The sequence below is a fragment of the Halorubrum ruber genome, from assembly GCF_018228765.1.
GTDB lineage: Archaea > Halobacteriota > Halobacteria > Halobacteriales > Haloferacaceae > Halorubrum > Halorubrum ruber.
In genome coordinates this window covers 2,093,520-2,119,456 of sequence record NZ_CP073695.1, presented here as the reverse complement: position 1 = coordinate 2,119,456, position 25,937 = coordinate 2,093,520, and the positions used below count along the sequence as shown (strand labels likewise).

The following is a 25,937-nucleotide window of genomic DNA, read 5'->3' as shown; positions in this document are numbered from 1 at the left end:
CGATGACCGTCCTCGGATACCTGGCTAACGGGCTGGTGTTCAGCAGCATCATCGTCCTCGGCAGCATCGGGCTGTCGCTGGTGTACAGCATCGCGGACTTCGCGAACTTCGCGCACGGCGACACGATGACGATCGGCGCGTACTCGGCGCTCGTGACCTTCGGCGCCGTCGGCGGGCTCGGCGGCGCGGTGTTGGGGCTCCCGTACGGCTTCTTCGTGGCGTTAGTCGTCGGGATCGCCGTCGCCGCGGTCGTCGCGGTCGCCACCGAGAAGCTCATTTACGAGCCGCTCGACGTCGACTCGATCGGCCTGCTGATCACGTCGATCGGGATCGCGTTCATCTACCGCGCGGTGATCCAGATCCGGTTCGGTTCCGACTTCACCCGGTTCGACGTCCAGCCGCTGCGGCCGATCGAGGCGCTGGTGCCGTACGGCGTCCGGATAACGCTCCACGACGTCGCGATATTCGGGTCGGCGGTGGTGCTCGTCGTCGGGCTCCACGTCCTGCTCCAGTACACCGACCTCGGTCGGAAGATGCGCGCGATGGCGGACAACCCCGACCTCGCGCGGGTCAGCGGTATCCGGACGAAGCGGGTCAAGCTGTGGACGTGGGTCATCGGCGCCGGGCTCGCCGGCGCGGGCGGCGTGTTCCTCGGGCTCTTCAACCAGCTCGCGCCCCGGATGGGCTTTAACCTCCTGCTGGTGATCTTCGCGGCGGTGATCCTCGGCGGGATCGGCTCCGTCTACGGCGCGATGGCGGGCGGCTTCCTCATCGGCATGATAAACCAGCTCACGCCGTTCTTCTCCAACGTCGTCGAGGCGCTACCGATCCGTCCGAACTGGCTCGCGACCGTGATCGAGAACATGATCACCATCGAGTACGCGAACGCGATCGCGTTCGTGATCATGGTCGTCGTGCTGTTGGTCCGGCCCAACGGGATCGCCGGGGAGGCCGCGACGTGAGCCTCCTCGACGACCCGAAGGCGGCGTTCGCCGACCTGTCTCGCCCGGAGGGGTGGGTGCTCGGCGTCAGCGTCGCGTTCCTGCTGTTCCTCTTCGTCGCGATGCTCACCGGCGCGCTCGGCCCGACGTACTTCCTGTTCCTCGTCGGACTGGCGGGGATGTACGCGCTGCTGTCGTTCGGGCTGAACGCCCAGTGGGGGTTCACGGGCCTGATCAACTTCAGCGTCGCCGCGTTCTTCGGCATCGGCGCGTACGGCACCGCGCTGATGACCGCGAGCGGCTCGCCGATCGCCGGCGGATTCAGTCCGATCGTCGGGCTCGCCGTCGCGCTCGTCGTCGCGCTCGCGCTGGCGCTACTCATCGGGATTCCGACGCTCCGGCTCCGGGCCGACTACCTCGCGATCGCGTCGCTCGGGCTCGCGGAGGTCGTGCGGCTGATCGTGTTGAACGAGCGCTGGCTGACGAACGGCAGCGCGGGGCTGCGCGGCATCCCGGGCTTCTTTGACGGGTGGCCGGTGCTCTCGACGTTCCCCGAGGCGATGCCGGGGCTCCGGCTGGTGGTGATCCCCGGGTCGCCGGTAATCTTAGAGACGGCGTTCTGGCAGGCGGCGCTGAACGTCCTGTTGGTGCTCGCGTTCGCGGGCGCGGCGTACTTCGTCCTCCGGCGCGCGCACCGGTCGCCGTGGGGGCGCGTGCTGCGCACGATCCGCTCCGACGAGGACCTCGCTCGGGCGCTCGGGAAGAACACCTACTCGTTCAAGATGCAGTCGTTCATCCTCGGCAGCCTGATCATGGCGCTGGCGGGCGTGTTCTACGCGCACCTGAACCTCTACGTCGGGCCGGGCGACCTCGACCCGATCACGACGTTCTACGCGTGGGTCGCCGTGATCTTGGGCGGCAGCGGCTCCAACCGCGGGGCGCTGTTCGGCGGGATCGTCATCGTCACGATCCGCGAGGGGACGCGCTTCCTCAACGACGTGGCGCTGCCGATCGACCCCGCGCCGCTGCGGCTGCTGTTGATCGGCGTCGTCATCGTCGCCGTCATGCGCTACCGGCCGCAAGGCGTCCTCCCGCCGCAGCGGGAGCTGATCTGGCCGAGCGCGGTCGACGGGGGCGGAACGCCCGAGACGCCGGACAGCGGCGTCCGCGAGCGGAAGGGAGGTGGTGACGATGAGTGAGGGCGCGCTTCCCAAGGACGACGCCGTCCTCCGCGTCGACGACCTCCAGAAGTCGTTCGGCGGGCTCGCGGCGACCGACCACGCGACGTTCGCGGTCGAGCGCGGCACCATCACCGGGCTCATCGGCCCGAACGGGGCCGGCAAGTCGACGCTTTTCAACCTCATCTCCGGCTTCTACGAGCCGGACGGCGGGACCGTGGAGGTGAACGGGACCGACGTGACGGGGTTAGAGCCCTACGAGGTCGCGGAACACGGGCTCATCCGGACGTTCCAGACGCCGCGCAAGCTGGAGGGGATGACGGTCCGCGAGGCGATGTTAGTCGGGCCGCGGAAACAGCCCGGCGAGTCGTTCCTCACACTGTTCACCTCGCCGGGAACGGTCGCCGAGAGCGAGTCGGCCAACCTCGCCGAGGCGGAGCGGATCTTGGCGGACTTCGAGATCGACCACCTCGCGACCCAGCCCGCCACCGACATCTCCGGCGGCCAGATGAAGCTCGTCGAACTCGCGCGGGCGATGCTCGCCGAGCCGGAGGTGCTGCTGCTCGACGAGCCGGTGGCCGGGGTGAACCCGACGCTGGCGAAGAAGCTCAAAGAACAGATTCGGCGGCTCAACGAGCAGGGGACGACGTTCCTGCTCATCGAACACGACATGGAGTTCGTGATGGACCTCGCGGACCCGATCGTCGTCTTAGACCAGGGACACGTCCTGACGGAGGGGACGCCGGAGGGGGTCCGGAACGACCAGCGCGTCATCGACGCGTACCTCGGAGGCGGCACATGAGCGACGGTATGACGGACGACACGACCGGGGCCGCGGACGGGCCTCACGGCGGAACCGATCCCGTGCTCTCGCTGTCGGGCGTCGACAGCGGCTACGGCGAGGTGCAGGTGCTCGACGACTGCTCGGTCCGGCTCGACCCGGGCGAGATCGTCTGTCTGGTCGGCCCCAACGGCGCCGGGAAGTCGACGGTCCTCAAGACCGCGTTCGGGATGTTGACCCCGTGGACGGGGACCGTCGAGTACCACGGCCGCGACATCGGCGGGATGGCGCCCGAGGAGATCGTCCGCGAGGGGATCGGCTACGTTCCCCAGACCGACAACGTGTTCGGTTCGCTGACGATCGACGAGAACCTCCGGATGGGCGGCGTCGCCCGCGACGGGAGCCTCGAGGAGGTCATCGAGACGCTGTACGACCGGTTCCCGATCATCGACGAGAAGCGCGGCTCGAAGGCGAAGACGCTCTCCGGCGGCCAGCGGCAGGTGCTCGCGTTCGCCCGCGCCCTCGTGATGGAGCCCGACGTGCTGCTCATCGACGAGCCGTCCGCGGGGCTCGCCCCCAACACGGCTGACGACGTGTTCGAGGACGTCAAAGAGGTCAACGACATGGACACGGCGATCCTCATGGTCGAGCAGAACGTGACGAAGGGGCTCGGCATCTCCGACCGCGGCTACGTCCTCGACCAGGGGACGGTCCGGTTCGAGGGGACGCCGGAGGAGCTGTTGAACGACGAGGAGGTCTCGCAGCTGTACCTCGGCGGCTGAGCCCTCGCCCGGCTCGCCCCCCCGCTCTATGTCAGCCACGTTCGGACGGTACGCGTTCGCGCTCGCACCCCTCGCAGCCGCGGCGCTGTGGGGCGGGATGTACGTCGTCAGCAAGTGGGGGTTCGCGCTGGTCCCGCCGGTGACGCTCGGGTTCCTCCGGGTCGCGCTGGGCGCCGGGGCGCTCTGGCTCGTCGTCGCCGGTCGCGGCGGTCCCGCCCCGGCACGCGACGAGTGGTCGACGTTCGCGGCGCTCGGGGGCTGGGTGACCCTGACGGTCGCGACGCAGTTCGTCGGCACGGAGCTGACGAACGCCAGTCAGGGCTCGCTGCTGACCGTCCTCACCCCGGTGTTCACCGTCGCGCTCGGGGCGCTCGTGCTCGGCGAGCGCGTCACGCCGGCCAAGGCGGGAGGGATGACCGTCGCGGGCGCCGGCACGGCGGTCGTCCTCGCCGGGCGGTACGAGTTCGCGTCGATCGCCGCCGGCAACCTCCTCGGCGTGGCGCTGCTGCTCGTCGCGAGCGCGGCGTGGGTCGGGTACACCGTCTGGGGGCTCCGCGCGGTCAGGCGGCACGGGGCGCTCCGCGCCGCGACGTACTCCTCGCTGGCGAGCGTTCCGATGCTCGGAGCCCTCGCGGCCGGCGAACTGTGGTATCTCGGGCGCTCGCCCGCCGAGGTCCCGCTCACGGTCGAATCGGCGGCCGCCGTGCTGTACCTCGGACTCGCGTCAACGGCGGCTGCGTGGTTCCTCTGGTACAAGGGACTGGAGTACGTCTCCGCGGGGACCGTCGCCGTGTTCTTCTTCGCGCAGCCCGTCGTCGGCGCGGCGCTCGGCGGGGCGCTGCTCGGCGAGGCGCTCGGCCCGGGCTTCCTCGCCGGCGGGGCGCTGATGGCCGTCGGCATCTGGGTCGTCAGCCGCGAACGCGCGGATCCCGCCGACGGGCCGGCGGAGTCGACCGCGGAGTGAGGCGTGGAGTGAGGCGCGGACCGACGGCGAGGAACCCCTATGCCGTGCGCTTCTCGAGCTCGCCCGTCAGCTCCGCGGCGTCGAAGTCGTGGTCGGGGCGGATCGCGACGAAGTCGAGGAACCGGCGCGCCGCGAGGAGTTCGTCGGGCGAGTAGCTCGTCAGCGCGGCCTCGATCGCGTCGGCGGCGCCGATCAGCGGCTCCAGCGCCGCGAGCGCGCTCGCGAGGTCGTAGGCGCGCGCCGCCTCGCGGCCGTCCTCGCTCACGCGGGTCGCGTCGATGACGTAGAGCTCGCCGTCCGCGACGAGGACGTTCTCGGCGCGGAGGTCGCCGTGGGCGAGCCCGGCGTCGTGGATCGTCCGAAGCGTCACGAACAGGTCGGGCGCCAGCCCGGCGACGGTCTCTGCGTCGAGCTCGCCGAGGGTGCGAAACTCGGGGAGGTACTCCAAGACGAGCACGCCGAGGCCGTCGACCTCGAACGCTTCGATCGGCTCCGGCGCGTTGACCCCGAGCTCGCGGACTCGCCGGGTCGCCTCCAGCTCGTGGCGCGCCATCTCGTAGGGAGTCTCGTGGCGCTCGAAGAACCCCTCCGTGCCCGCCGAGACCGCGCCGAGGTTCCGTCCGGTGGTGAACAGCGCGTGGACGAGCGTGTTCTGCCGGGTGATCACCTTCACGAAGAGGTCGTCGTCGACGACCATCGGCGTCGACAGCCAGTTGTCCGCGTCGAGGAACCGCACGCGTATCTCGTCGCGGTCGTACCGGTCCGCCAGCTCTCGCGCGACCCGCTCGATGTCGGGCCAGTCGACGCGACCGCGGACGAGCTGCCGGAACTCCATATCGGCGGAACGCGGCGGCGAAGCTTAAATTGCGTCCTCGGGCGCCGTCACCGCTCGATCGTCGCGGAGCCGCGTCGGTCGCGCGAGGACCGACCCACCTCGACGACGTACTCCCCCGCGTCGACCGTCCACCCCGCGGACGCGTCGTATCGCCCGAACGCGCGCTCGTCGAGGTCGATCTCGACTGTCGCCGACTCGCCGGGAGCGAGCTCGACCGCGGCGAACCCGCCGAGCTCGCGGGGCGGACGAGCGCGCTCGTCGGGGACGTCGGGCGCGGCTGGCGTGTCGGAGACGCCGACGTACGCCTGGACGACCTCCCGACCGGGCCTGTCGGCGACGTTCGAGAGGGTCGTCTCGACCGTCGACGGGCCGACGGCCTCGACGCCCTCGTACCGGAACTCGGCGTAGCTGTGACCGTGTCCGAACGGGTAAGTCGGCTCCGCGTCGGTCGCGTCGAAGTGTCGGTAGCCGACGAGCAAGCCCTCGTCGTAAACCGCCTCGCCGTCGACGCCCGGGAAGCGGCGCTCGTCGGCCGTCGGATACGCGTCCTCGGGGGCGAACGTCACCGGGAGCCGCCCGCCGGGGTCGGCGTCGCCGTAGAGGACCGCCGCGGCCGCCTCCCCGTGCGCTTGTCCGGGATACCACGCCGCGAGCACCGCGTCGACCGCGTCGCGCCACGGCGTCTCGATCGGCCCGCTCGCGTTCGCGACGACGACGGTCCTGTCGGCGGCGTCGGCGACCGCGGCGATCAGGTCGTCCTGTCGCCCCGGGAGTCGGAGCGAGTCGCGGTCGGCCGCCTCGGTCGCGCGGTCGCGGACGAAGACGACGGCGACGTCCGCGTCGGCGGCCGCCGACGCCGCCCCCTCGATGTCGACCGATCGCTCGGCGTCGCCGTCGGCGTCGACGGACCCCGGATCGCCCGGGCCGCCCTCGGGATCGCCCGCATCACCGTCGAGACCGCCCGTGCCGACCTCGGGATCGCCCGCGTCGTCCATCGCCTCGAACATCGAGATTCCCTCGACGCGGGGCAACCCGTGGGCGACCGTCACCGCTCCGTCGGCGCGCGCCTCGATCCCCTCACGGGGAGTCGTCCGGACGAACGGCGTCACCTCGGAGGAGCCCCCGCCTCCGAGCAGCGCCTCGTCGACGTTCGGACCGACGACCGCGACGTCGGCGTCGTCCGCGAGCGGCAGGGCGCCGTCGTTTTTCAGGAGGACGGTTCCGCGGGTCGCGATCGTCGCCGCGAGGTCGCGGTGTTCCGGGGTGTCGAGCGCGCCCGCCGCCTCGTCGCCGCTCGCCTCGTCGTCTCCGTTCGCCTCGTTGTCGCCGCCTGCCTCGTCGTCGAGGTGCCCGACCGCGTCGAGCGACCGGAGGATCCGCGTCACCATGTCGTCGAGCCGGGACTCGGGCACGTCGCCGCGCTCGACCGCGGGGCCGAGCTCCGTCGCGTATCGGCCCCCGCTCGTCGGGTCCGGCATCCCGCCCGCGAACGGGGAGTCCTCGGCCGCGTCGAAGGGGCCCTCAGGGGCGGCTTCTTCGCCCTCGCCGCCCGCTCCCTCCGCGTCGTCTGCCGCCGCGCTGTCCACCGCCGCCGCTGTATCGTCCACCGCTGCCGCGCTGTCCGCCCCCGCCGTGTCGCCGTCCATCTGTTCGGCGGCGGCGTCGGGCGCGACCCCCATCGATTCGATCAGCTCCTCGACCGAGGTACCGGGCATCTGGAGGTCGAGCCCGGCGTTCGCGCTGTCGACGACGCTCTCGGTGCCGAACCAGTCGGAGACGACGTAGCCGTCGAACCCCCACTCGCCTTTGAGCACGTCGGTGAGGAGCCACTCGTGTTCGCTCGCGTACGTTCCGTTGACGCGGTTGTATGACGACATCACCGACCCGGCGCCGGCCTCGACGGCGTCGCGGAACGCGGGCAGGTACAGCTCGCGGAGGACGGGCTCGTCCACCTCGGCGCTGACCTCGGCGCGGCGGGTCTCCTGGCTGTTCGCGACGTAGTGTTTCGGCGTCGCGACGACGCCGGCGGACTGGACGCCCTCGGTCACCGCGGCCGCGAACGCGCCGGCGTGGACCGGGTCCTCGGAGAAGTACTCGAAGTTGCGTCCGCAGTGCGGCACCCGGATCAGGTTCGTTCCGGGGCCGAGGAGGATGTCCTGCCCGCGCGCGGTCGCCTCACGGCCGAGCGCTCGTCCGAAGCGCTCGGCGAGATCGGGGTCGAACGTCGCGGCGAGCGCCGGCGACGAGGGGAAGGCGGTCGCCGGGTCGTCGGTCCGGACACCCAGCGGACCGTCGGTCAGCCTGATCGGCGGGATCCCGACGCGCTCGACGCCGGGGACGAACCCCGTCGCCGTCCCCTCGACGTCTTCGGCCCCGTGAACGAGGCCTACCTTCTCCGCGAGCGTCAGATCCGCCACGACGGCCGCGATCCCGTCTCGGTCCATGTCGACAGAACTCATCGAGGACGCACTTAGCTCTTACAGCGACGAGGAGTGCGGTCCGTCACGATCGTTCGCATCGTTTATGCCCGCGGGTCGCAATTCTTGCCCATGGACTTCGAGGTACCCGCCGAACACCGGATGATACGCGACACCGTCCGGGAGTTCTGCGAGGAGGAGATCGCCCCCATCGCGCAGGAGATCGAGGACGAACACCGGTTCCCCGAGGAGGTGTTCGACTCGCTCGCTGAGCTCGACATGATGGGTATTCCGGTCGCGGAGGAGTACGGCGGCCTCGGCGGCGACCAGCTGATGTACGCCTTAGTCACGGAGGAGCTCGGGCGCGTCTCCGGCGGGATCGGGCTCTCGTACGCCGCGCACACCTCGCTGGGCGCGAAGCCGATCGACCTGTTCGGCACCGACGAGCAGAAAGAGGAGTGGCTCCGTCCGCTCGCGGAGGGCGAGGGGCTCGGCGCGTGGGCGCTCACGGAGCCGGGCAGCGGTTCGGACGCCTCCGACATGGACACGACCGCCGAGTACGACGCCGACGCGGGCGAGTACGTGCTGAACGGCACGAAGCAGTTCATCACGAACGCGAACGTCGCGAACTCGATCCTCGTGAAGGCGGTGACGGACCCGGACGCCGGCTACGACGGCATCTCGACGTTCATCGTTGACCCGGAGAACGACGACGGGTTCGAGGTGACGACCGTCTGGGAGAAGATGGGGCTCAACAGCTCGCCCACCTGCGAGATAACCTTCGACGACGTGCGGCTCCCCGAGGATCGGCTGCTCGGCGAGGAGGGCGAGGGGTGGACACAGACGATGAAGACGCTCGACGGCGGGCGGATCTCCATCGCCGCGCTCTCGGTCGGGCTCGCGCAGGGCGCCTACGAGGCGGCGAAGGAGTACGCGGGCGAGCGCGAACAGTTCGGGAAACCGATCGCGAAGTTCGACGCGATCCGCGACAAGGTGGTCCACATGCACCGCCAGATCGAGCGCGCCCGCCTGTTGACCCACCGGGCCGCGTCACGGTACGACGCCGGCGAGTCGGTCACCCGGGAGTCGGCGCTCGCGAAGCTCGACGCCAGCGAGGCGGCCCGCGAGGTGGCCGAGGAGGCGGTCCAGACGCTCGGCGGCTACGGCTACACCACCGACTTCGCGCCGCAGCGCTTCTACCGCGACGCGAAGCTGATGGAGATCGGCGAGGGAACCAGCGAGATCCAACACGTCGTCATCGGCCGCGAACTGGGGCTGTAGGCGGACTCAACGCCCCGATCGGTTCCGACCGCCGTCGGCCTCAGGGGAACTCGATCAGGTCGTCGTCGACGCCGCGTAAGCTCTCGGCGAGCCGCGAGTCGTCTGGTACCGCCTGCCGAAACGCATCCGAGCCGAACCGGGCTTCGCCGTTGACCGAGACCATCCCGAGGTCGGCGGGGTCGCCGTCGAGTCCCGTGAGGAACGCGACGGTGCGGACGGCGGGGACGTCGCCGGCATGCGCCTCCGGGTCGACGGAGCCGTACAGCGTGCGGTTCGTCGCGACGTGGTGGACGCAGGTCGGCGTCGGCGCGAAACACAGCAGGTAGCGGGCGCCCGGCTCGGTGCGGCCGAGCTTGGGGCGGAGCGCGTGGCGCTCGTCGGCGTGGAAGTACCGCTCCATCCGGCGGTACTGCCGGAGGACCTCGTTCGCGCCGGTGGCCCGGCGGACCGCGGCGTCCGCCTTGAGCTCGATCACGCGGTCGACCGGCTCGGGCGTCCGCGTCCGGACGAACAGGTCGACGACCCCCTCGCGGCCGTCGGCGTCGTACGGCTCTTCGAGCCGGATTTGCGGGTCGTCGACCGTCGCCTCGTAGTGTTCGACGAGCCGGGTCGCCAGCGCGTCTTCGCGCATTTGTCGGCGGGAGGGTCCGGAGCGCGATAAACCCGCCCCTCGCGCCGCGAGACGCCGACGCCGGACGGGTCGAGCGGTGCCGAAATGTTCCCGGTGATCGAGACCCATCCGGGGGTTTGTATATCTTCAGCCCCTACAATAGCTGATGTCTGATAACCTGTCCAGACGGCGGTATCTCGCCGGAACCGGCGCCGCGCTGACCATCGGAACGCTCGCCGGCTGTTCCGGCGGCGGGGACGGCGGCGACGGTGGGGACGGCGGTGACGGCGGGAACGTCATCGAAGATGTCCCGAGCGAGATCGACGACTACCTCTCGGAGGCCCGCATGTACGACGGCACCATGGCGGATCTCACGGGCCAAGACGAGGTGACCATCGACGTCGGCGCCGGCGACGTGGGGTTCGCCTTCTCGCCCGCCGCGGTCCGGATCGACTCGAGTACGACCGTCGTCTGGGAGTGGACCGGGACCGGTGGGGGACACAACGTGGCCTCGGTTGAGGGGTCGGAGTCCGACTTCGACAACGGGGAGACCATCGCCGAGGAGGGGTACACCTTCGAGCAGTCGTTCGACAACACGGGCATCCAGCTGTACCAGTGTACGCCTCACCAAGCGAACGGAATGCTCGGCGCGATCGAAGTCGTCGAAGCCTAGGGGGGTTCTCGGCGGGCCGTTCGGACGCGAAATCGCTTTTTGTAGCGACGAGACGGAGTTCAGGAGAGGAACGACCACCGGACGTCGACGATCCGGTCGTGCTCGCTGGTGACCGTCGGCCTCGCGAGGTGGTCGTTGGCGTTGGCGCCGACCTCGGCGAGGTGCGACAGGGCCGCTTCGAGCGTCCGGTCGGAGCGTTTCACGGCGGAGTCGCGCTCGTAGGGGGCATCGATCGGGTCCGCTCGTGAGTTCGATATCGCGATCGCGTCGGTGAGGTCGCCGCCGATCGCGTGCGGCGGCTGGTGGAAGTGCCAGTCGCCGACGGTGAGGAACAGCCACACGTCGCCGTTGATGGCGTGGTACTCGCCGGTGACCCGGTCGGCGTCGTACGCGACGACCCGCGAGAGGACCGCGGTCTTGAGCCGGTAGAGGGCGTCCTTCCGCGCCGAGCGCACGTTGCTCTCGGTGACGTCGCCGCGCTCGTAGGCCGCGGTGGCCTCGTCGGCGAACTGCTTCGCGACCTTGTTGACGACGTACAGCGATTCGAGCAGGTCGTCTGTCGGTTCGAGCGGAGTCACGTGGGGTCCCGATCGCGGACTGCGACCGGCCACAGTTCCGGCCGTCGCGCGGATAGGCGTTTCGGGATCCGAAACGTCGGCGCGGCCCCGCCCGGCGCCGGCGCGCGGCCCGATCGGCATCGGCGCGCGCGATCCCCCGATGGTTAATTCTTTAAGCGCTGGGACGAAGTGGGAGGTAAGATGGCGCACGACTCCGTGAAACTGTATTCGGCGATCTACGTCGCCCTCCTCGTCGCGGCGACGTTGAACTTCGCGCTCTTCGAGACGTCGTTCATCGAGTTCACGTACACACAGGCGATCGTCGGAACGCTGGTGATCGCGTCGGTCAAGACGCTGCTCATCGTCGCGTACTTCCAGCACCTCCGCTGGGAGAATCGCTCGCTCACCTACCTGATGGGGCTCGCGCTCGCGCTCACCATGCTACTGATGGCGGCCGCGACGTACTCCATCTCGTAGTCGAGAACTGCCCTTCCGCGGTCGCAGCGCGTCGTTCCGTTCCGTTCCGTTTCGCGTCGGCCTCTTTTATTCGTCCTGTCGAGATCCGCAGACAGCGAGTCGAACTAGCGAGGTCCCGGTCAACGCGGGTGGATCACGAATCGCTCAGTAGAGCGGTAGCGGCGAGCGATCGCGGGAGTACGTGTAGTACGCCGCTCAGTGTGATGGCGTGGTTGTTTATAAGCTGGACCGCGGTGTTGCTGTCGGCTATTTATAAGTGACCGACGCTGCGGCGGTGAACGTCTCCAAAGCCCCAGCCGCGAGGCCGACGTACGCTCGCTGCGCGCTTCAGTCGCTCACTTCGTTCGCTCCTTCCAGTGCTTGCGTCGCCTACGTCGGCCTCGCGGCTGCCCCTTTGAGTCCCGCCCCGCCCAGCACGGCAACCGCACCTCACGCCTCCCCAACCTCGCCGCTCACGCCCTTCGGGCGTTCGCGGCGTCCCTCGCGGACTGGCTCGCGGCCTCCGCTTCGCTCCGGCCGCTCGCAGGCGCGCCGACCGCAGCCGCATTTATAATCGATCGCCGCTGTCGCTCAAGACTATTTAAATACTTCATCGCGGCAGCCGATCTGAGATACTCCTCCCGCAACCGGTCAAGAAGCGGCGCTCAGCGGCCGGCCATTTCAGCGGGAACCTACCCCTGACAAATCATTCCAACAGATCCGCGCTGTCGCCTTCCGACGATCGGTCGGCATCCGATTCGGTCGCGTTTCGCCGGCGGCGGGGTTCGATCCGCCCTCGCCGTCAAAACCGCTTCACTCCGACCCCGTCGACCCGCTCAGAACGGGTACTCGCGCGGCTCGTGCTGGATCGAGATCCACTTGGTCTCGGTGATCTCGTCGAGGAACGCGTCGCTGTTGTAGTGGCCGACGCCGGAGGCGCCGATCCCGCTGAACGGGACGTGCGCCTCGTCGTTGATCGGCTGGTCGTTGATGTGGACGTTGCCCGTCTCCATGCGGTCGGCGATCTCCTTCGCCGTGGCGAGGTCGCCGGAGTGGACCGCCCCGGAGAGCCCGTACTCGGTGTCGTTGGCGATCTCGACCGCCTCGTCGATGTCGGAAAACGGGATCACGGGCGCGATCGGGCCGAAGTGCTCGTTCGCCGCGGCGGGCATATCGTTCGTCACGCCCGAGAGGACGGTCGGCGCGACGACGAGCGAGTCGTCGACGCCGTCGACGGCGACCGTCTCGCCGCCGGTCTCCAGCGTCGCGCCCGCGTCGACCGTCTCCTCGACGTAGCCGAGCATCTCGTCGCGCTGCGACTCGTCGATGATGGGCCCGACGATCGTCTCCGGGTCGTGGACGCCCCCGGTCGGTAGCGACTCGGCGCGCTCGACGAGGCCGGCGACGTACTCGTCGTACACGTCCTCGTGGACGACGTGGCGGTTGATCGAAATGCACACCTGCCCCTGGTGGACGAAGGAGCCGAACGCGGCGGCGTCGAGCGCGCGGTCGAGGTCGGCGTCCGCGGTGACGACGTGCGCGTTGTTACCGCCGAGTTCCATCGCCGGGACGGCGAGGTTCTCGCCGGCGAGGCCCGCGACGTGCTTGCCCACTTCCGTCGAGCCCGTGAAGGCGACGACGTCGCTCTCGGGATGGCTCGCGACGCGGTCGCCGATCTCCGAGCCGCGGCCGGTGACGACGTTCAGGACGCCCTCGGGGAGGTCGGTCTCCTCGAACAGCTTCGCGAACAGCAGCCCGCCGGTGATCGGCGAGTTCGTCGAGGGCTTGAGCACCACCGAGTTCCCGGCCGCGATGGCGGGCGCGACGGCGCGCATCGAGAGGTTCAGCGGGAAGTTCCACGGGGAGATCACCGTGACGACGCCCTTCGGCCCGACCTGGAGCTGGTTCTCCTTGCCGGGGATGTTGGAGGCGGCGTGTTCGCCCTTCATCCGGCGCGGGAGCGTCGCGGCCTCGCTCGCGTGATCGGACGCGATCTGGATCGACGTCTCGCCCATGATGGCGGAGCCGCCGACCTCGTACTCTAACAGCTCGATTATCTCCTCGCTGTGCGCGTCGAGCGCCTCGTGGAACTGCTCGACGACCGCCTGCCTCCGGGCGGGCGGCTGCTCGCCCCACGACTCCTGCGCCTCGGCCGCGGCCTCGTAGGCGGCGTCCACATCGGCCTCGGTCCCCGAGGCCACCTCGGTCACCGCCTCGCGCGTCGAGGGGTCCTCGACGGCGATGGTCTCGCCGCTCTCGCTCGCGCGCCACTCGCCGTCGACGTAGAGCTCGTCCCACGCCGCGTCGATCGATAGGTCGCTCATTACGTTTTACCAAACGGTAGAAGCGGTGAAAAGGGGAGAGATAGCGGAGACCTCCGCCGGTTCGACACGGAGTCGACCCCGAAGCCGTGACCGGTTCGCGCGGCCGTGTATCGCGAATTCGACGACGCGGAGCGACGCGACTCGACGGGGCGGGCCCCCGGCCGAGTTTTTTGTACTCGGGACGAAACCAGCACGTATGGACCTACGCGAAGCAACCGCCGCAGACGTCGACGCGGTCCGGTCGGTCGCCCGCGAATCGCTCGTGGCGTCGTACGGACACGCGGTCGAGGAGGAACTGTTGGACGAGGCCGTCGAGGAGTGGTACGACGCCGGCGACCTTGGCGACGACGTCGAGGACGACGACGCGGTGTTCCCGGTCGCCGTCGTGGACGGGGTCGTCGTCGGGTTCGCGGAGAGCTACGTCGTCGGGCGTCGCGAGCGCGTCGGCGAGATCGACTGGCTCCACGTCCACCCGGACCACAGGGGGTCCGGGATCGGCTCCGCGCTCCTCGAACGGGTCGAGTCCGCGCTGCGCTCCGCCGACGTCGACCGCATCGAGGCGCGCGTCCTCGCCGACAACGAGGCTGGCACGGCGTTCTACGAGCGAGAGGGATACGAACTCGCCGGCGAGCGCGACGTCGACATCGGCGGGGAGACGTTCGCGGAGCGGGAGTTCCGGAAACAGGTCGGCCGGCTGAGGGGCATCTCCGAGGCGACCTACCAGACCGAGGACGGCGAGACGGTCCACGTCGCGTTCGACGAGAGCGACCGCGGCTCGCAGGCCCCGTTCTACGTCGCGTACGTCGACCCGGACCACGAGCGCCGGTACGGCTACCTCTGTGGCAACTGCGAGGGGACGGACGTCGCGATCGACACGATGGACCGGATGGAGTGTCGCGACTGCGGGAACCGCCGGAAGCCGACGCGGTGGGACGCGGCGTACTGACGCTGCTCGATCCGCTCGTCGCCGCGGCTCTCCTCCTCGCAGTCGTCGCCGCGGTCTCCGCTCTCAGAGGGTCTCTTTCACGCCGATGACGCGCTCCTCGGCCTCGCGGCCGGGGTCCCACTCGCTCCCGTCGCGGTCCGACTCGCGGTGTTCCTCGACGGTCCGTTCCATCGCCTCGTCGACCGGCGTCGACTCCCAGCCGAGGTCGGCGAGCGCGCACGTGTCGAGCAGGTGCGGGTACTCCCGGTAGAGGGTGAAGTCGTCGGGTTCGAGGTCGCCGGCCGCGAGCGCGTCGTCGCTCGCCGTGACGAGCTCGCAGTCGACGCCCGCGACGTCGGCGATCGTCTCCAGCGTCTCCCGCAGCGTGAGCGCGCGCCGGTCGCCGACGTTGTACGCCGCGCCCGGCTCGCCTCGCTCGGCGACGACCCGCAGCGCGCTCGCGACGTCCTCGACGTACGCCCGGTGCCAGAGGTTCTGTCCGTCGCCCGGGATGACCACGCGGTCGTGCGTGAGCACGCGGTCGATCCAGTAGTCGAGCCGCTCCGTGTAGTCGTGCGGGCCGTAGACGATACACGGACGGACGGCCATCGCGGTGACGCCCTCCTCGGCGGCCGCGAACACCGCGCGGTCGCCCTCGGCCTTCCGGTTGCCGTACGTCTCGTGGGCGTCGTCGGTCGCCTGCGCGTCGGTACACGGCTCCAGCGGCGTCTCCCCCTCCCGCTTGGGGATCTCCTCGGCGGCGTAGCTGGAGCCCGACGAGATGTACACGTAGCCGTCGACGTCGGCGAATATCTCGGTCGCGGTCTCCACGTCGGTCGGGTGGTAGGCGACGCAGTCGATCACGACGTCGGGCTCGACCGACAGCTTCGCGGCGCGGAGCGTGGTCTCGTCTTTCCGATCGCCCTCGACGTGGGTGACGCGGTCGTCGTCCGCGAAGGGGTTCTCGTGGTTGCCGCGGTTGAATATCGCGACCTCGTAGTCGTGTGCCAGCAGTTCCTCGACGGTGTGGCGGCCGATGAATCGCGTCCCGCCCACGACGAGCGCCGTGTCTGTCATACTCGCGATCGGACGAGCGAGGTGAAAAGCGTGGCCGAACCGGAACGCGACGGGCCAGCTCAGTCGTCGCCGGGCGTCGCCGCTCAGTCGTCGTTGTCGCGCGGACCGTCGCCGCGCCAGCGCCGGTATAGGAGGTACGCGACGCCGAGCCCGATCCCCCAGGTCCCGACGCCGAACACCGCGAACGCGGCCCCGTAGAGGAACTCGCCGAGCGGAACGCCGAACATACCCCAGTTCGGCGCGTCCGGCACATAAACGCTCCGAGAGATGGGTAGCTTATCGGGGCGGGAACTCCTACGGCCGCCCATGGCTGAACGCACTCGCCGGCGGCCTTGGCTCGCCGCCCTGCTCGCGCTCGTCGTCTCCGGACTCGGTCACGCCTACCTCCGCCGATGGGCCCGGGCGCTCGGCTGGTACGTGGCGGTCACCGCGGCGGTGTTCGTGTTCGTTCCCGAGTCGGCGATCTCGGGCGCGTTCGCCGGAGACCCCCCGACGGTCCGAGAGGTCGCCCCCGCCGCCGCGGTCGTCGGCGCCAGCGTGATCGACGCGTACGTCGTCGCGCGCCGGAACAACCGAGCGTACGAGCGGGAGCGAGAGACAGCGCGCGCGACCGGCCGCACGGAGTCGGCCGACCACGGGACGGCAGAGGAACCGCACGCGCCGTCCGCGAGAACGGCAGAGGAACCAGACGCGCCGTCCGCGAGAACGGCAGAGGAACCGCACGCGCCGTCAGCGGGGGCGGCTGCCGGCGACGGGACCGTGCGCTGTCCGGAGTGCGGGAAGGAGACGGACCCGACGTTCAAATTCTGTCAGTGGTGCGCGGAGCCGATCGGGGAAAGCGAGTGAGGCGACAGAGCCGAAAAGAAAACCGAACCGCGAACCGCCTCAGAAGAGGTAGAACAGCGGGAAGATGAACACCCAGACGATGTCCACGAAGTGCCAGTAGAGGCCGAAGTACTCGATCGGCCGCTCGTCGTCGAGGTAGTGACCCTGGTACGCCCTGACGAACAGGAAGATGGCGATCACTAAGCCGAGCAGCACGTGGATCCCGTGGAGCCCGGTCGTGACGTAGTAGATCGACGCCTGGATCGGGTCGCCGTGGGCGTTCGCGGAGATGGTCACGCCGCGGTCGAAGATCTCGTGGTTCCACTCCCACAGCTTGATCGCCATGAACGTGAACCCGAGCAGGATGGTCGCGCCGAGCGTCGCCAGGAGGCCCTGTCGGCTCTCGCGGCGGGCCGCGACCAGCGCGAGGATCACGGTGAACGAGGACGTGATCAGCACGAAGGTGTTGATGAGCCCCGGCAGCGACTCCGTCAGCGGCGACCAGGTCATCCAGCCCGCGTTGTAGCGGACGAAGATGGCCGCCGAGAGGAACGCGCCGAAGACGATCACGTCGGAGGCCAGGAAGAACCACATCCCCAGCTTCACCTTCTCGACGCCGTTGAACGGCCACCGCTCGGCGAACTCCGATGGCGGCGCGTAGAAGTCCTCAAGCCCCCACTTCACGCCGGTGTAGAGGAGCCCGACGAGGCCGGCCACGATCGCGGTCGGGTACAACGCGTTAGAGATGGTGACGCTGCTCTGTATCGCCGTCTCGCCCAACTCGACGGTGACCGCGTCCGCGAAGCCGGAGAAGCCGAACAGCGTGACGCCGAGCGCCACGGAGAGCGCGAACGGCCAGATGCTGGCGTGGCTCGGGTGTTTGTCCCAGTACGGGTACTCGGAGATGTGCGCCGAGTGGCTGTCGCCGCCGTCGGTGGCGACGTCGCCGTTGTCGTCTGTCTTCATCGCGGGCCCGCCGTCCGGCACGTAGTCTTTCACGAACTCCAGCTTGCCCGACGCGTACGAGGGCCGGTCGGGCCAGTTCTCAAGCGGCGGGGGCGAGGAGACCGCCCACTCCGCGGTCCGCGAGTAGTCCCACGGGTTGTCGCCGGCGGGCTCGCCGGAGACGTAGGACTTCGCGAAGTTGTAGAACATGATGAAGAAGGAGAATCCGAGCACGAAGGCTCCGATCGTCCCGAACTGGTGGTAGATCTGGAACTCGGGGTTGTACTCGAACACCCGGCGGGGAGTCTCCCAGCCGAGGAACATCGAGAAGTAGACGGCGTTGAACCCGATGAAGAAGATCACGAAGTGGAGCTTCCCGAGGAACTCGTCGTACATCTTCCCCGTGATCTTCGGGAACCAGTAGTAGGCCCCGCCGAACAGCGCCGTTGCGCCGCCGAACATCACGTAGTGGAAGTGCGCGACCACCCAGTAGGTGCCGCGGAACTCGTAGTCGAGCACGATGGCGCCGAGGAAGACGCCCGTGATCCCGCCGAGGATGAAGAGCAGGAGCGCGCCGAACGCGAACAGGAACGGGGTCGTGAACTGGATCCGCCCCTTGATCAGCGTGTAGATCAGCGCGAAGACGACGAGGTCGAACGGTAACGAGATACCGATGGTCGTCGCCATCATCAGCGTCTTGATCTCCAGGTTGATCGTCGTCAGGAACATGTGGTGCATCCACACGAGGAACGACTGGACGGAGATCAGACAGATGGAGATGATCACCCACTTCCGGCCGACGAGGCGCCGCCCGGAGAACGTCTGGAACAGCTCCAGCATCACGCCGAGCGCCGGGAAGAAGACGATGTACACCTCCGGGTGCCCGAAGAACCAGAACAGATGGCCCCACAGGAGGGAGCCGCCTTCGGTCGCCGAGAAGTAGACGCTGCCGAGGACGCGGTCCGCTGCGAGGATGAGCCCCACCGCGAGCAGGGCGGCGAACGCGAACAGCATCATCCACACGGTCGCGAGCATCGACCAGGTGAACATCGGCATGTCCATGATCCCCATCCCTTCCGCGCGGGAGTGGTGGATGGACGTGAGGAAGTTCACCGTCGACGCCGTGGTGCCGGTGACGAACATCGCGAGCGCGAGCACCGCGCCGGTCGACCCGATGCTCGGCGTGTACATCGGCACGTTGAGCGGGGCGTATATCGTCCACCCCGCAGAGAGCGTGCCGCCCTGGAAGAAGCTCACCGCGAGCAGGAGGCCCGAGCCCAGGTACAGCCAGTACGATAAGGCGTTAAGGCGCGGGAACGCGAGGTCGTCCGCGCCGATCTGAAGCGGCACGAAGTAGTTCGCGAACCCGAACGCGAACGGCGAGAGGAACCAGAACACCATTATCAGCCCGTGGGCGGTGACGGCCTCGTTGTACGCTAAGCCGGAGAGTATCTGGCTCGTCGGGTCCCACAGCTGCAGGCGGATGAGCAGCGCCATCACGCCGCCGAACAGCAGGAAGAACAGCGCGGTGATCGTGTAGAGGATTCCGATGTCCTTGTGGTTGGTCGTCACGAACCAGCGCTTGACGGAGGTCGTCGGCGGGAGTCCGCTCATGCGCTCACCCCGCTGGGCGCGACGGCTCCGACGCCGGACGCAGCGATGCTAGAGCTGTTGCCGGCGCTCTCGGAGCTGTTCCCCGTACTCGCGTACCACTCTTCCCACTCGTCTTCCGGCAGGACGGTGATCTGTCCCTTCATGGCGGAGTGACCCGCACCGCACAACTCGAAGCACTCGACGCGGTAGGTCGCCTCCCCGCCTTGTGCCTCGACGTCCTCGGAGCTCACGGCGAACCACGTCTCGCTGTAGTCTCCGGGGATGGCGTCGGACTTTATCCGTAAGTCCGACGAGCCGAAGTTGTGCCAGACGTCTCTCGACGTGATGTTGAGGTCGATCCGCTGGTCGGCCGGCACGATCAGCTCCTCGCGTTCGGTGTGGCCGTTCGGGTACTCGAAGGCCCAGCCGTACTGGTACCCTTCGACCATGATCTCGATGTCTCCTTCGTCGCCGGTGTCCGGTCCCTGCTCGACGTAGAGGAGGAGCCCGTACGCGTACACGACGAGGCTGATGACGACGATCGCGCTCAACCCGAACGAGAGGAAGAGCTTCTTCGCTTTCGGACCGCCCTGTCCCGTCGGGAGCTCGCCGACCACCGGCGCGTCGAACTCCTCGTCCGACCGGTTTCCGTCGTCGCGGTACTTGTACACGTTCCACAGCGTGTACGACACGACGATGGTGCCGACGAGGGTACCGAGCGCGAGGAAGACGAAGAAGATCTCGTCGAAGATCTCCGCCTGTGCGCGCCAGTCGCTCCCCTGTTGTAGGATAACTGGATCTATCATGTTCGTCTGTCTGCTCTTGTACCACCCTTAGCGATGGCACACTTATCTCTTGTGTAGCGGGACGGGGGATCGGAGGGTCGGAGCGCCGATCTCCCGCCGCGGACGCGACCCCGCCGATCGGTCGATCGGCGCGTCGAGCGCAGGACCGTCGAGCGTGCCGAAGCCCGCGCGTCGAAGGGTATTTGTACGCGCGAACGGAGCCCCTAACAACGGACATCCATGACATCACTCACCCTCTTGAGTACGGGGCTGATGGGCCTCCTCGTCGTCGCCACGTTCGTCGCGGTCGCCGAGATCGGCGGGAAGCGAGTCGCTCCCGGCCGCGACGGGGACGGCGGCAGCTACGAGGCGATCGTCGAGACGCTCGGCGAGATCGCCCGGACGCCGGTCGTGTGGGCGGTCTCGTTCGTCGGCATCACCGTCCTCGTCGGCGGGAGCATCCTCCTCGGCGTCGGGAGCTTCGGGATTTCCGAGGGGCTCGCCGGAACGCTGGTGAGCGTCGCGTACCTGATCGTCGGGCTGCTCCTCGTCGGCTTCGTCTTCCTCGGCGCCTACTTCGCGACGCGGAGCCGCGGACTCGGCAACGCGCACGGCGTCGCCGCCGGATCCCTCGCGACCGGCGCCGCGTTCCTCGTCCTCGTCACCGTCCAGCTGGTCTTCGGCGTGGTCGGCTGACTCGCCTCGTTTTCGCGTCCGCAGTCCGATCGAAGTCGCTCTCCGGTCAGCGCCCGCCCTCGGCGCCGGACCCGCGGAGCCCGTCGTCGAGACCGAGACCGACTATCCCACCGTACCGGTCCCACACGACGACGAGGGACGGGACGAGCAGGATCGAACAGAGGTACGCGTAGAACACGCCCAGCGCGAGCAGGACGCCGAAGTCGCGGAGCAGGGGGATCACCGCGAGCCACAGGACGCCGAGCCCGGAGACCGTGGTGAGCATGCTGCCGGTGAGCGCGCCGCCCGTCCCGGCGATGGTGACGTCGAGCGCCTCGTCGATCGGGAGTCCCGCCTGGTACTCGTCGACGAACCGGTGGACGAAGTGGACGGTGTAGTCGACCCCGAGCCCGATCGACACCGAGAGGATCGGCGCGTTGATGGGCGTCAGCGGAATGTCGAACAGCCGCATCGACCCGACGAGCAGCCCGACCGTGACGAGGACGGGGACGAGGTTGAGGAGGCCGTAGACGGCCTTCCCTTCGAGGTAGGCGTACGACAGCGCTAAGAACAGCGCCGTGAGCCCGAAGGCGGCGAAGAGGCTGCGGATCGCCGACTCGGTCAGTAGGTCGATCACGGCCTCGTTGACGACGAGGGAGCCGGTCGGCACGGCTTCGAGCGGGGTGCGCTCGGCCAGCTCGCGCACGTCCGCGACCGCCTCCGAGTTGTCGACGCCCGGCTCGATCGTGTAGTCGATCCGCGCGCTGCCGCGGTCGGCGGCCACGTAGCCGCGCGCCTGGCCTTCGGCGGAGGAGTCGAGCAGCGCGTCGTACACCTCGTCGACGTTCCGGTCGGGCACGCCGTTGCCGAGGCGATCGTTGCGCTCGACGAGCGCCGCGAACTCGGGGTCCCGCTCCGCCCGGTCCTCGATCACGGTGACGACGCTCGTCGCCTGCGCGCGGCGCTCGTCGGTCGTCGCGAAGGTGTCCGGCGGGTTCCGCGTGGTCCGATCGATCAGCTCTAAGGCGTCGTCGTCTCGCACCGACTGGTCGATATACAGCGTCACCGACCCCACGAAGTCCTGCTCGAACTCCTCCTCGAAGAGGGTCAACACGTCGAGGAACGTGTACTCCGTCGGCGCGAACGGTTCCGGCAGGTTCGAGTACGTCTCCAGCCGCTCTTCGTCCGGGAAGAACGCCTCCTCCGAGAACTCCGTGTTCACGCCGGTACCGTAGGCGCCGCCGACCGCGCCGCCGACGAGGAGGAGGGCGACGACCGCGACGGGGGCGATCCGCGAGAGGTCGACGCCGACGTGGAGGACGCGGGCGAGCCGCGAGCCGCCGGCGCCGAGCGCGCTCGTGCCGAACTCGGGTATCGGGAGCCGCTCGCGCCAGCGGTCGGCCAGCACCTTCGCGGCCGGGAGGAAGACGCCGAAGATCACCAGCGTGAACGTGATCCCGGCGGCTGCGACGATCCCGAAGTCGCGGTTCGGGTCGAACGGGCTCACGACGTTGGAGACGAGCCCGAACACCGTGGTGATCGTCACGAGCAGGAACGCGATGAGCAGCTGGTCCGTCGTCGTCCGCATCGACGCCTCGATCCCGGTCCCCGTCGCCCGCTCCTCGCGGTAGCGGTTGACGATGTGGATCCCGAAGTCGATCCCGACCGCGAGCAGCAGCGGGAAGACGGTCACGAGCGAGTCGGAGAACGGGATCCCGGCGTACCCCATGAAGCCGAACGTCCACAGGAGCGACAGGAGGAGCGCGGCGATTCCGATCGCCATGTCGAACGGGTCGCGGTACGAGAAGATGAGGAACCCGACGATCAGTATCAGCGCCGCCGGGAAGACGATGATCGCGGTGTCGGTCAGCAGCGCGGTGATCTCCGACTGGAGGACGCCATCGCCGAAGAGGATCGCGTTCTCGCCGGCCTCGTTGCCCGGGACGGAGTCGACGACCTCGACGCTGCGCGTCTGTAGCTCCGTCACCCGCGCCGTCGTCGCCGATTCGGGCAGGTCGTAGGTGATCCCGACGATCGCGGTGTCGGCCGCCTGCGCGGTCGGGTTGTAGTCGACGGACACCTGCGCCGCGATCGCGCCCGCCGCGTCGGCGTCGGCGATGGCGGTCCGCAGCTCGGCGGGCGTCGCCTCGGCCACGGCGTCACGCCGCTCGGCCGCGTTCACCGCGCTCGGGTCCAGCTGCCGCGCGACCGCGTCCGCGTGGCTCGACGTCGACGCGACCCGGAGGGTGGAGCGAGACTCCAGCCGGTGTTGGGTCTCCAGCGTCCGGACCAAGGCGTCGCGGGAGAGGACGTTGTCGTCCGAGACGATCACCTGCGCCGACGTCGCGGAGCCGCCGATCGACGTCTCGAACTCCTCGTCGATCTCGTCGAGCGCCCGCTGGGCGGGGATGTCCTGCGTGAACTGGTCCGCGCCCGCGCTCGTCTCGATCCCGGTCAGCCCGCCGGCGAAGCCCGCGGTGACAAGGAGGAACACCGCGATGACCGCCAGCGGCCGCTCCGTGACGACGCGGTCGATCTCCTCGATCAGCCGGTCGGCCGCGGTCACGGAGGCCCCGCTGTCGGGCGCGTCCCCTCTCGGCGTTCTGTGACGTGTCCCCTCATCCGATCACCGCCGTCGGTACCAGACCGCGCCGCCGATCGCGGCGACGACGAGCAGGGCGGCGACGGCGATCAGTCCCACGGGCGTCCCGCCGTCGTCGACGGCCTCGGTCACCGTCACCGGTACCTGGGTGATGTCCGAGATGCGGTCGTTGCCGCGCTCGTCCTCGTACCGGAAGTCGAGCTCGATCGGGTGCTCCTCGACGCTCGCGCTCGACGCCGCGGACACCTCGAACCAGATCTCCTCGGACTCGCCCGGTTCGAGCTCGTCGACGAACGCCTCGTCGTTGACCGCCGTCAGCGGGCTGTCGGCGTAGAGCCCGGCGTTGATCGACGAGAGCGTCTCCGGCCGGCGGTTCGTGATCGTGGCGTTGATCCGCGTGGTCTCGCCGGCGGAGACCGTGGCGCCGTCGACCGCGAGGTCGAACTCGGGCTGTCTCGGAGCGACCTCGACGCGCCGGCTCTCCTCGGTCGCGAGCGTCGCGTCGCCGCTCTCGTACTCGGTCGTGAACCGGAACTGCCGCGGGCCGGGGTCGGCGCTCCCGCTCACGTCGGCGTCGAAGCTGAAGTTCGCCGACTCGCCTGCGGGGATCGTCGGGAGCGCGTACCGGCTCTCGCCGAGGCTCACGCGGTTGCTCCCGGAGTCCGCGACGAGGACCGCGTTCTCGACGTCGAGCGGCCCTTCGTTCGTGATCGTCCCGGAGACCGTGCCGGAGTAGCCGACCTCGAGCGTGCCGGAGATGTCCTCCAGCGAGAACGACTGCTCACGGAGCGGGACGACGCCGGCGCGTGCGGGCGCCGCGGTCTCGTCGATCCCGTTCGGGTCCCGGTACTCGACGGTCGAGGAGAGCGCGTACGCGCCGCCGCCGAACGCCTCGCCGACCGACGAGTCGAACGTCACCGTCCGGTTCTCGCCGGGCGCCCAGTCGCCGACGAACGACTGGCCGCCGCCCTCGCCGGCCCCGAGCCGGACCCCCGGGCTGGTCGTCGTTCCGGAGACGACGGCGTCGCGCGCGGTCTCGTCGCCGACGTTCCGGAGCGTCGCGGTCACGTCGCCGCTGCCGCCGACCTGCGCGTCGGTGTCCGTCTCGAGGACGGCGAACCGCGCGCCGTCGTCGACGACGATCGTGAGGTCGAAGTCGTCGATGCCGCGCCGGTCCTTGTGGTCGTTGAACTCGGGGATGATCTCGAAGGTGTAGCGGTAGCGGGCGGTCGCCTCCACCTCGTACCTGCCGTCGGGCACGTCGTCGGGCACGGTCACGTCCAGCTCGACGGGGACCGGGCTCGCCGACGTCGGCACGTCGCCGACCGGGATCTCGCCGTCCTCGACGTCGATCGGCACGTCACTGTCGTCGATCTCGAGGGTGAGCCCGCGTGCGGTGGTGACCCGGGAGTTGAGCTGGTTGCCGATCTCCATCTCGCCGGTGTTGACGATGTCGATCCTGACGGTGGACTCCGCGCCCGCCGGTACCGACCGCTGGGAGGCGAACAGCTCCAACACGGGCGAGCCGCGGACCTGTCTGTCAGTCGGGTCCGATTCGGTACCTGCCTGCGCGACTGCGCCGTCGGCGACCGGGCCGCCGATTCCGGAGAGCGACGCGGCGCCGCCGTCCGCCGTCCCCGCGCTCGGGGCCGCGGCGCCCGCGAGCGAGACGCCGACGAGTAACGCTCCCACCGCGACGACGGCGAGCGCGGCGGTCGCGAGCCGAATCGACCGCCTCATCGGTCGCCTCCGTCGGATCGGTGGGAGGGGCCGGATCGGTGGGAGGGGCCGGATCGGTGGGAGGGTCTGGTCGCGCGCGGCGACCGGTCGTACCGTGGCGCGTCGGGTCGAGTCATACGTTGCTGTCAGGGGCCCGCGGCATAAGCGTGTTGAATGAACGTTCAATCAGGGCCGATATATACCGGACCCCTCTATGCGTCGTATGAACGACCCGTTCGCGGAGCCGTCGGACACCCGACAGGCAATCCTCGGCGCGGCGTTCCGCGCGCTCTGTGAACACGGGTACGCGAACGTCACGATCCAGCGGATCGGCGACGAGTTCGACAAGAGCCCGTCGCTCGTCTACCACCACTACGACGGGAAAGACGACCTGCTGATCGACCTTCTCGGCTTCCTGCTGGACGAGTTCGAAGCGTCCGTCGCCGACGGCCCCGTGACGGAGCCGCCGGGCGAGGATGCGGATGCCGCGGGGGAGGACGCGCCGGAGGTGGCTCCCGAAGAGGCCTTCGACCGCTCTGCGCGGGAGCAGCTCGACGGCTACCTCACGGCCGCCGTCGACCCCGCGTCGCTCGACGACGCGTACGCGCCCGACGAGCGGTTCGTCACGGTGATGACCGAGCTCCGCTCGCAAGCCGCGAGCGACGAGGCGTACCGCGACCACTTCGACCGCAGCGACCGCGTCTTCGGCGAGTACCTGGAACGGCTCGTCCGCGAGGCGGCGGCCGAGGTCGCCGGCGACGGCGACGAAGTGTCGGGCGGCGGCGACGGAGTGTCGGACGGCGAGCGGACCGTCGCCGCGTCGGAGGTGGCCGCGACGCTCCAGACGTTCGCGACCGGCGGGATGTTCCGCTGGGCGACGACGAACGACGGGGCGTGGGTCGGGGACTCCCGAGCCGGGATCGACCGCTACTTGGAGGCGATGCTACCGCTCGTCGACACGACCGGTTCGGAGGAGTAGGGGCGGGGACGTC

The 25,937-nt window shown here is 69.3% G+C and carries 23 protein-coding genes; 12 read left to right on the top strand and 11 right to left on the bottom strand.

Annotation, left to right across the window (positions count from 1 at the left end):
• The first annotated feature begins 2 nt into the window (after positions 1-2).
• From J7656_RS10455 to J7656_RS10435, 5 genes are read left to right on the top strand one after another with little or no spacing between them, the layout of a single operon-like run.
• On the top strand, positions 3-962 hold the full coding sequence (locus J7656_RS10455; protein WP_211553260.1) for a branched-chain amino acid ABC transporter permease: 960 nt from the start codon (positions 3-5) through the stop codon (positions 960-962).
• On the top strand, positions 959-2,140 hold the full coding sequence (locus J7656_RS10450; protein WP_017342939.1) for a branched-chain amino acid ABC transporter permease: 1,182 nt from the start codon (positions 959-961) through the stop codon (positions 2,138-2,140). The genes J7656_RS10455 and J7656_RS10450 overlap by 4 nt, the downstream gene beginning before the upstream one ends.
• Positions 2,133-2,921: an ABC transporter ATP-binding protein gene (locus tag J7656_RS10445; protein ID WP_026046195.1), complete on the top strand. Its 789-nt coding sequence runs from the start codon at positions 2,133-2,135 to the stop codon at positions 2,919-2,921. The genes J7656_RS10450 and J7656_RS10445 overlap by 8 nt, the downstream gene beginning before the upstream one ends.
• Positions 2,922-2,929: 8 nt before the next feature.
• Positions 2,930-3,682 (top strand): ABC transporter ATP-binding protein, encoded by a 753-nt coding sequence (locus J7656_RS10440; RefSeq protein ID WP_044965613.1) that lies wholly within the window; start codon positions 2,930-2,932, stop codon positions 3,680-3,682.
• Positions 3,683-3,710: 28 nt separating this feature from the next.
• Positions 3,711-4,646 carry a DMT family transporter gene (locus tag J7656_RS10435; RefSeq protein ID WP_211553259.1) on the top strand — a complete coding sequence of 312 codons (936 nt, stop codon included), beginning with the start codon at positions 3,711-3,713 and terminating at the stop codon, positions 4,644-4,646.
• Between the two features lie 37 nt (positions 4,647-4,683).
• Here the strand turns inward: J7656_RS10435 and J7656_RS10430 are convergent, their stop codons facing one another.
• Both J7656_RS10430 and J7656_RS10425 read right to left on the bottom strand, forming a co-directional pair.
• Positions 4,684-5,481 carry an RIO1 family regulatory kinase/ATPase domain-containing protein gene (locus J7656_RS10430; RefSeq protein WP_211553258.1) on the bottom strand — a complete coding sequence of 266 codons (798 nt, stop codon included), beginning with the start codon at positions 5,479-5,481 and terminating at the stop codon, positions 4,684-4,686.
• Between the two features lie 47 nt (positions 5,482-5,528).
• Positions 5,529-7,925 (bottom strand): beta-glucosidase family protein, encoded by a 2,397-nt coding sequence (locus tag J7656_RS10425; RefSeq protein WP_211554570.1) that lies wholly within the window; start codon positions 7,923-7,925, stop codon positions 5,529-5,531.
• A 105-nt stretch (positions 7,926-8,030) separates the two neighbouring features.
• Here J7656_RS10425 and J7656_RS10420 point away from each other — a divergent pair, with 105 nt between their 5' ends.
• Entirely contained in the window at positions 8,031-9,179 is a 1,149-nt protein-coding gene (locus J7656_RS10420; RefSeq protein WP_017342944.1) for an acyl-CoA dehydrogenase family protein, read from the top strand.
• 40 nt (positions 9,180-9,219) lie between these two features.
• Here the strand turns inward: J7656_RS10420 and J7656_RS10415 are convergent, their stop codons facing one another.
• Positions 9,220-9,810: a hypothetical protein gene (locus J7656_RS10415; RefSeq protein ID WP_017342945.1), complete on the bottom strand. Its 591-nt coding sequence runs from the start codon at positions 9,808-9,810 to the stop codon at positions 9,220-9,222.
• Positions 9,811-9,955: 145 nt separating this feature from the next.
• Here J7656_RS10415 and J7656_RS10410 point away from each other — a divergent pair, with 145 nt between their 5' ends.
• Positions 9,956-10,462 (top strand): halocyanin domain-containing protein, encoded by a 507-nt coding sequence (locus J7656_RS10410; protein ID WP_017342946.1) that lies wholly within the window; start codon positions 9,956-9,958, stop codon positions 10,460-10,462.
• Between the two features lie 59 nt (positions 10,463-10,521).
• Here the strand turns inward: J7656_RS10410 and J7656_RS10405 are convergent, their stop codons facing one another.
• Positions 10,522-11,040 (bottom strand): hypothetical protein, encoded by a 519-nt coding sequence (locus J7656_RS10405; protein WP_211553257.1) that lies wholly within the window; start codon positions 11,038-11,040, stop codon positions 10,522-10,524.
• A gap of 180 nt (positions 11,041-11,220) precedes the next feature.
• On the opposite strand from J7656_RS10405, the gene J7656_RS10400 reads away from it, so the two are divergent.
• Positions 11,221-11,496, top strand: a complete 276-nt coding sequence (locus J7656_RS10400) for a cytochrome C oxidase subunit IV family protein (RefSeq protein ID WP_096393276.1) — start codon at positions 11,221-11,223, stop codon at positions 11,494-11,496.
• A gap of 815 nt (positions 11,497-12,311) precedes the next feature.
• Here J7656_RS10400 and J7656_RS10395 read toward each other — a convergent pair.
• Positions 12,312-13,799: an aldehyde dehydrogenase family protein gene (locus J7656_RS10395; protein WP_211553255.1), complete on the bottom strand. Its 1,488-nt coding sequence runs from the start codon at positions 13,797-13,799 to the stop codon at positions 12,312-12,314.
• A gap of 196 nt (positions 13,800-13,995) precedes the next feature.
• Between J7656_RS10395 and J7656_RS10390 the strand changes: the two genes are divergently transcribed.
• Complete coding sequence (locus J7656_RS10390; protein WP_211553254.1) at positions 13,996-14,745, top strand: GNAT family N-acetyltransferase; 750 nt, start codon at positions 13,996-13,998, stop codon at positions 14,743-14,745.
• Between the two features lie 63 nt (positions 14,746-14,808).
• Here J7656_RS10390 and J7656_RS10385 read toward each other — a convergent pair whose 3' ends face one another.
• A complete protein-coding gene (locus J7656_RS10385) occupies positions 14,809-15,801 on the bottom strand; it encodes an NAD-dependent epimerase/dehydratase family protein (protein WP_211553253.1) in 993 nt (330 codons plus the stop codon).
• Positions 15,802-15,884: 83 nt separating this feature from the next.
• On the bottom strand, positions 15,885-16,028 hold the full coding sequence (locus J7656_RS10380; protein ID WP_017342951.1) for a hypothetical protein: 144 nt from the start codon (positions 16,026-16,028) through the stop codon (positions 15,885-15,887).
• Positions 16,029-16,107: 79 nt separating this feature from the next.
• Between J7656_RS10380 and J7656_RS10375 the strand changes: the two genes are divergently transcribed.
• Positions 16,108-16,647, top strand: a complete 540-nt coding sequence (locus J7656_RS10375; RefSeq protein ID WP_017342952.1) for a zinc ribbon domain-containing protein — start codon at positions 16,108-16,110, stop codon at positions 16,645-16,647.
• Positions 16,648-16,686: 39 nt separating this feature from the next.
• On the opposite strand, the gene J7656_RS10370 is transcribed toward J7656_RS10375, so the two are convergent.
• The gene (locus tag J7656_RS10370) at positions 16,687-19,185 is read right to left on the bottom strand and encodes a cbb3-type cytochrome c oxidase subunit I (RefSeq protein ID WP_211553252.1); all 2,499 of its coding nucleotides are present in this window, start codon (positions 19,183-19,185) and stop codon (positions 16,687-16,689) included.
• Positions 19,182-19,970, bottom strand: a complete 789-nt coding sequence (gene coxB, locus J7656_RS10365) for a cytochrome c oxidase subunit II (protein ID WP_017342954.1) — start codon at positions 19,968-19,970, stop codon at positions 19,182-19,184. The genes J7656_RS10370 and coxB overlap by 4 nt, the downstream gene beginning before the upstream one ends.
• 252 nt (positions 19,971-20,222) lie before the next feature.
• Between coxB and J7656_RS10360 the strand changes: the two genes are divergently transcribed.
• Positions 20,223-20,645 carry a hypothetical protein gene (locus tag J7656_RS10360; protein ID WP_017342955.1) on the top strand — a complete coding sequence of 141 codons (423 nt, stop codon included), beginning with the start codon at positions 20,223-20,225 and terminating at the stop codon, positions 20,643-20,645.
• Positions 20,646-20,691: 46 nt separating this feature from the next.
• On the opposite strand, the gene J7656_RS10355 is transcribed toward J7656_RS10360, so the two are convergent.
• Positions 20,692-23,190, bottom strand: a complete 2,499-nt coding sequence (locus J7656_RS10355; protein WP_211553251.1) for an efflux RND transporter permease subunit — start codon at positions 23,188-23,190, stop codon at positions 20,692-20,694.
• Positions 23,191-23,250: 60 nt separating this feature from the next.
• The gene (locus J7656_RS10350; protein WP_017342957.1) at positions 23,251-24,966 is read right to left on the bottom strand and encodes a COG1361 S-layer family protein; all 1,716 of its coding nucleotides are present in this window, start codon (positions 24,964-24,966) and stop codon (positions 23,251-23,253) included.
• Positions 24,967-25,168: 202 nt separating this feature from the next.
• Here J7656_RS10350 and J7656_RS10345 point away from each other — a divergent pair, with 202 nt between their 5' ends.
• Positions 25,169-25,924, top strand: a complete 756-nt coding sequence (locus J7656_RS10345) for a TetR/AcrR family transcriptional regulator (RefSeq protein WP_211553250.1) — start codon at positions 25,169-25,171, stop codon at positions 25,922-25,924.
• Positions 25,925-25,937 lie beyond the last annotated feature (13 nt).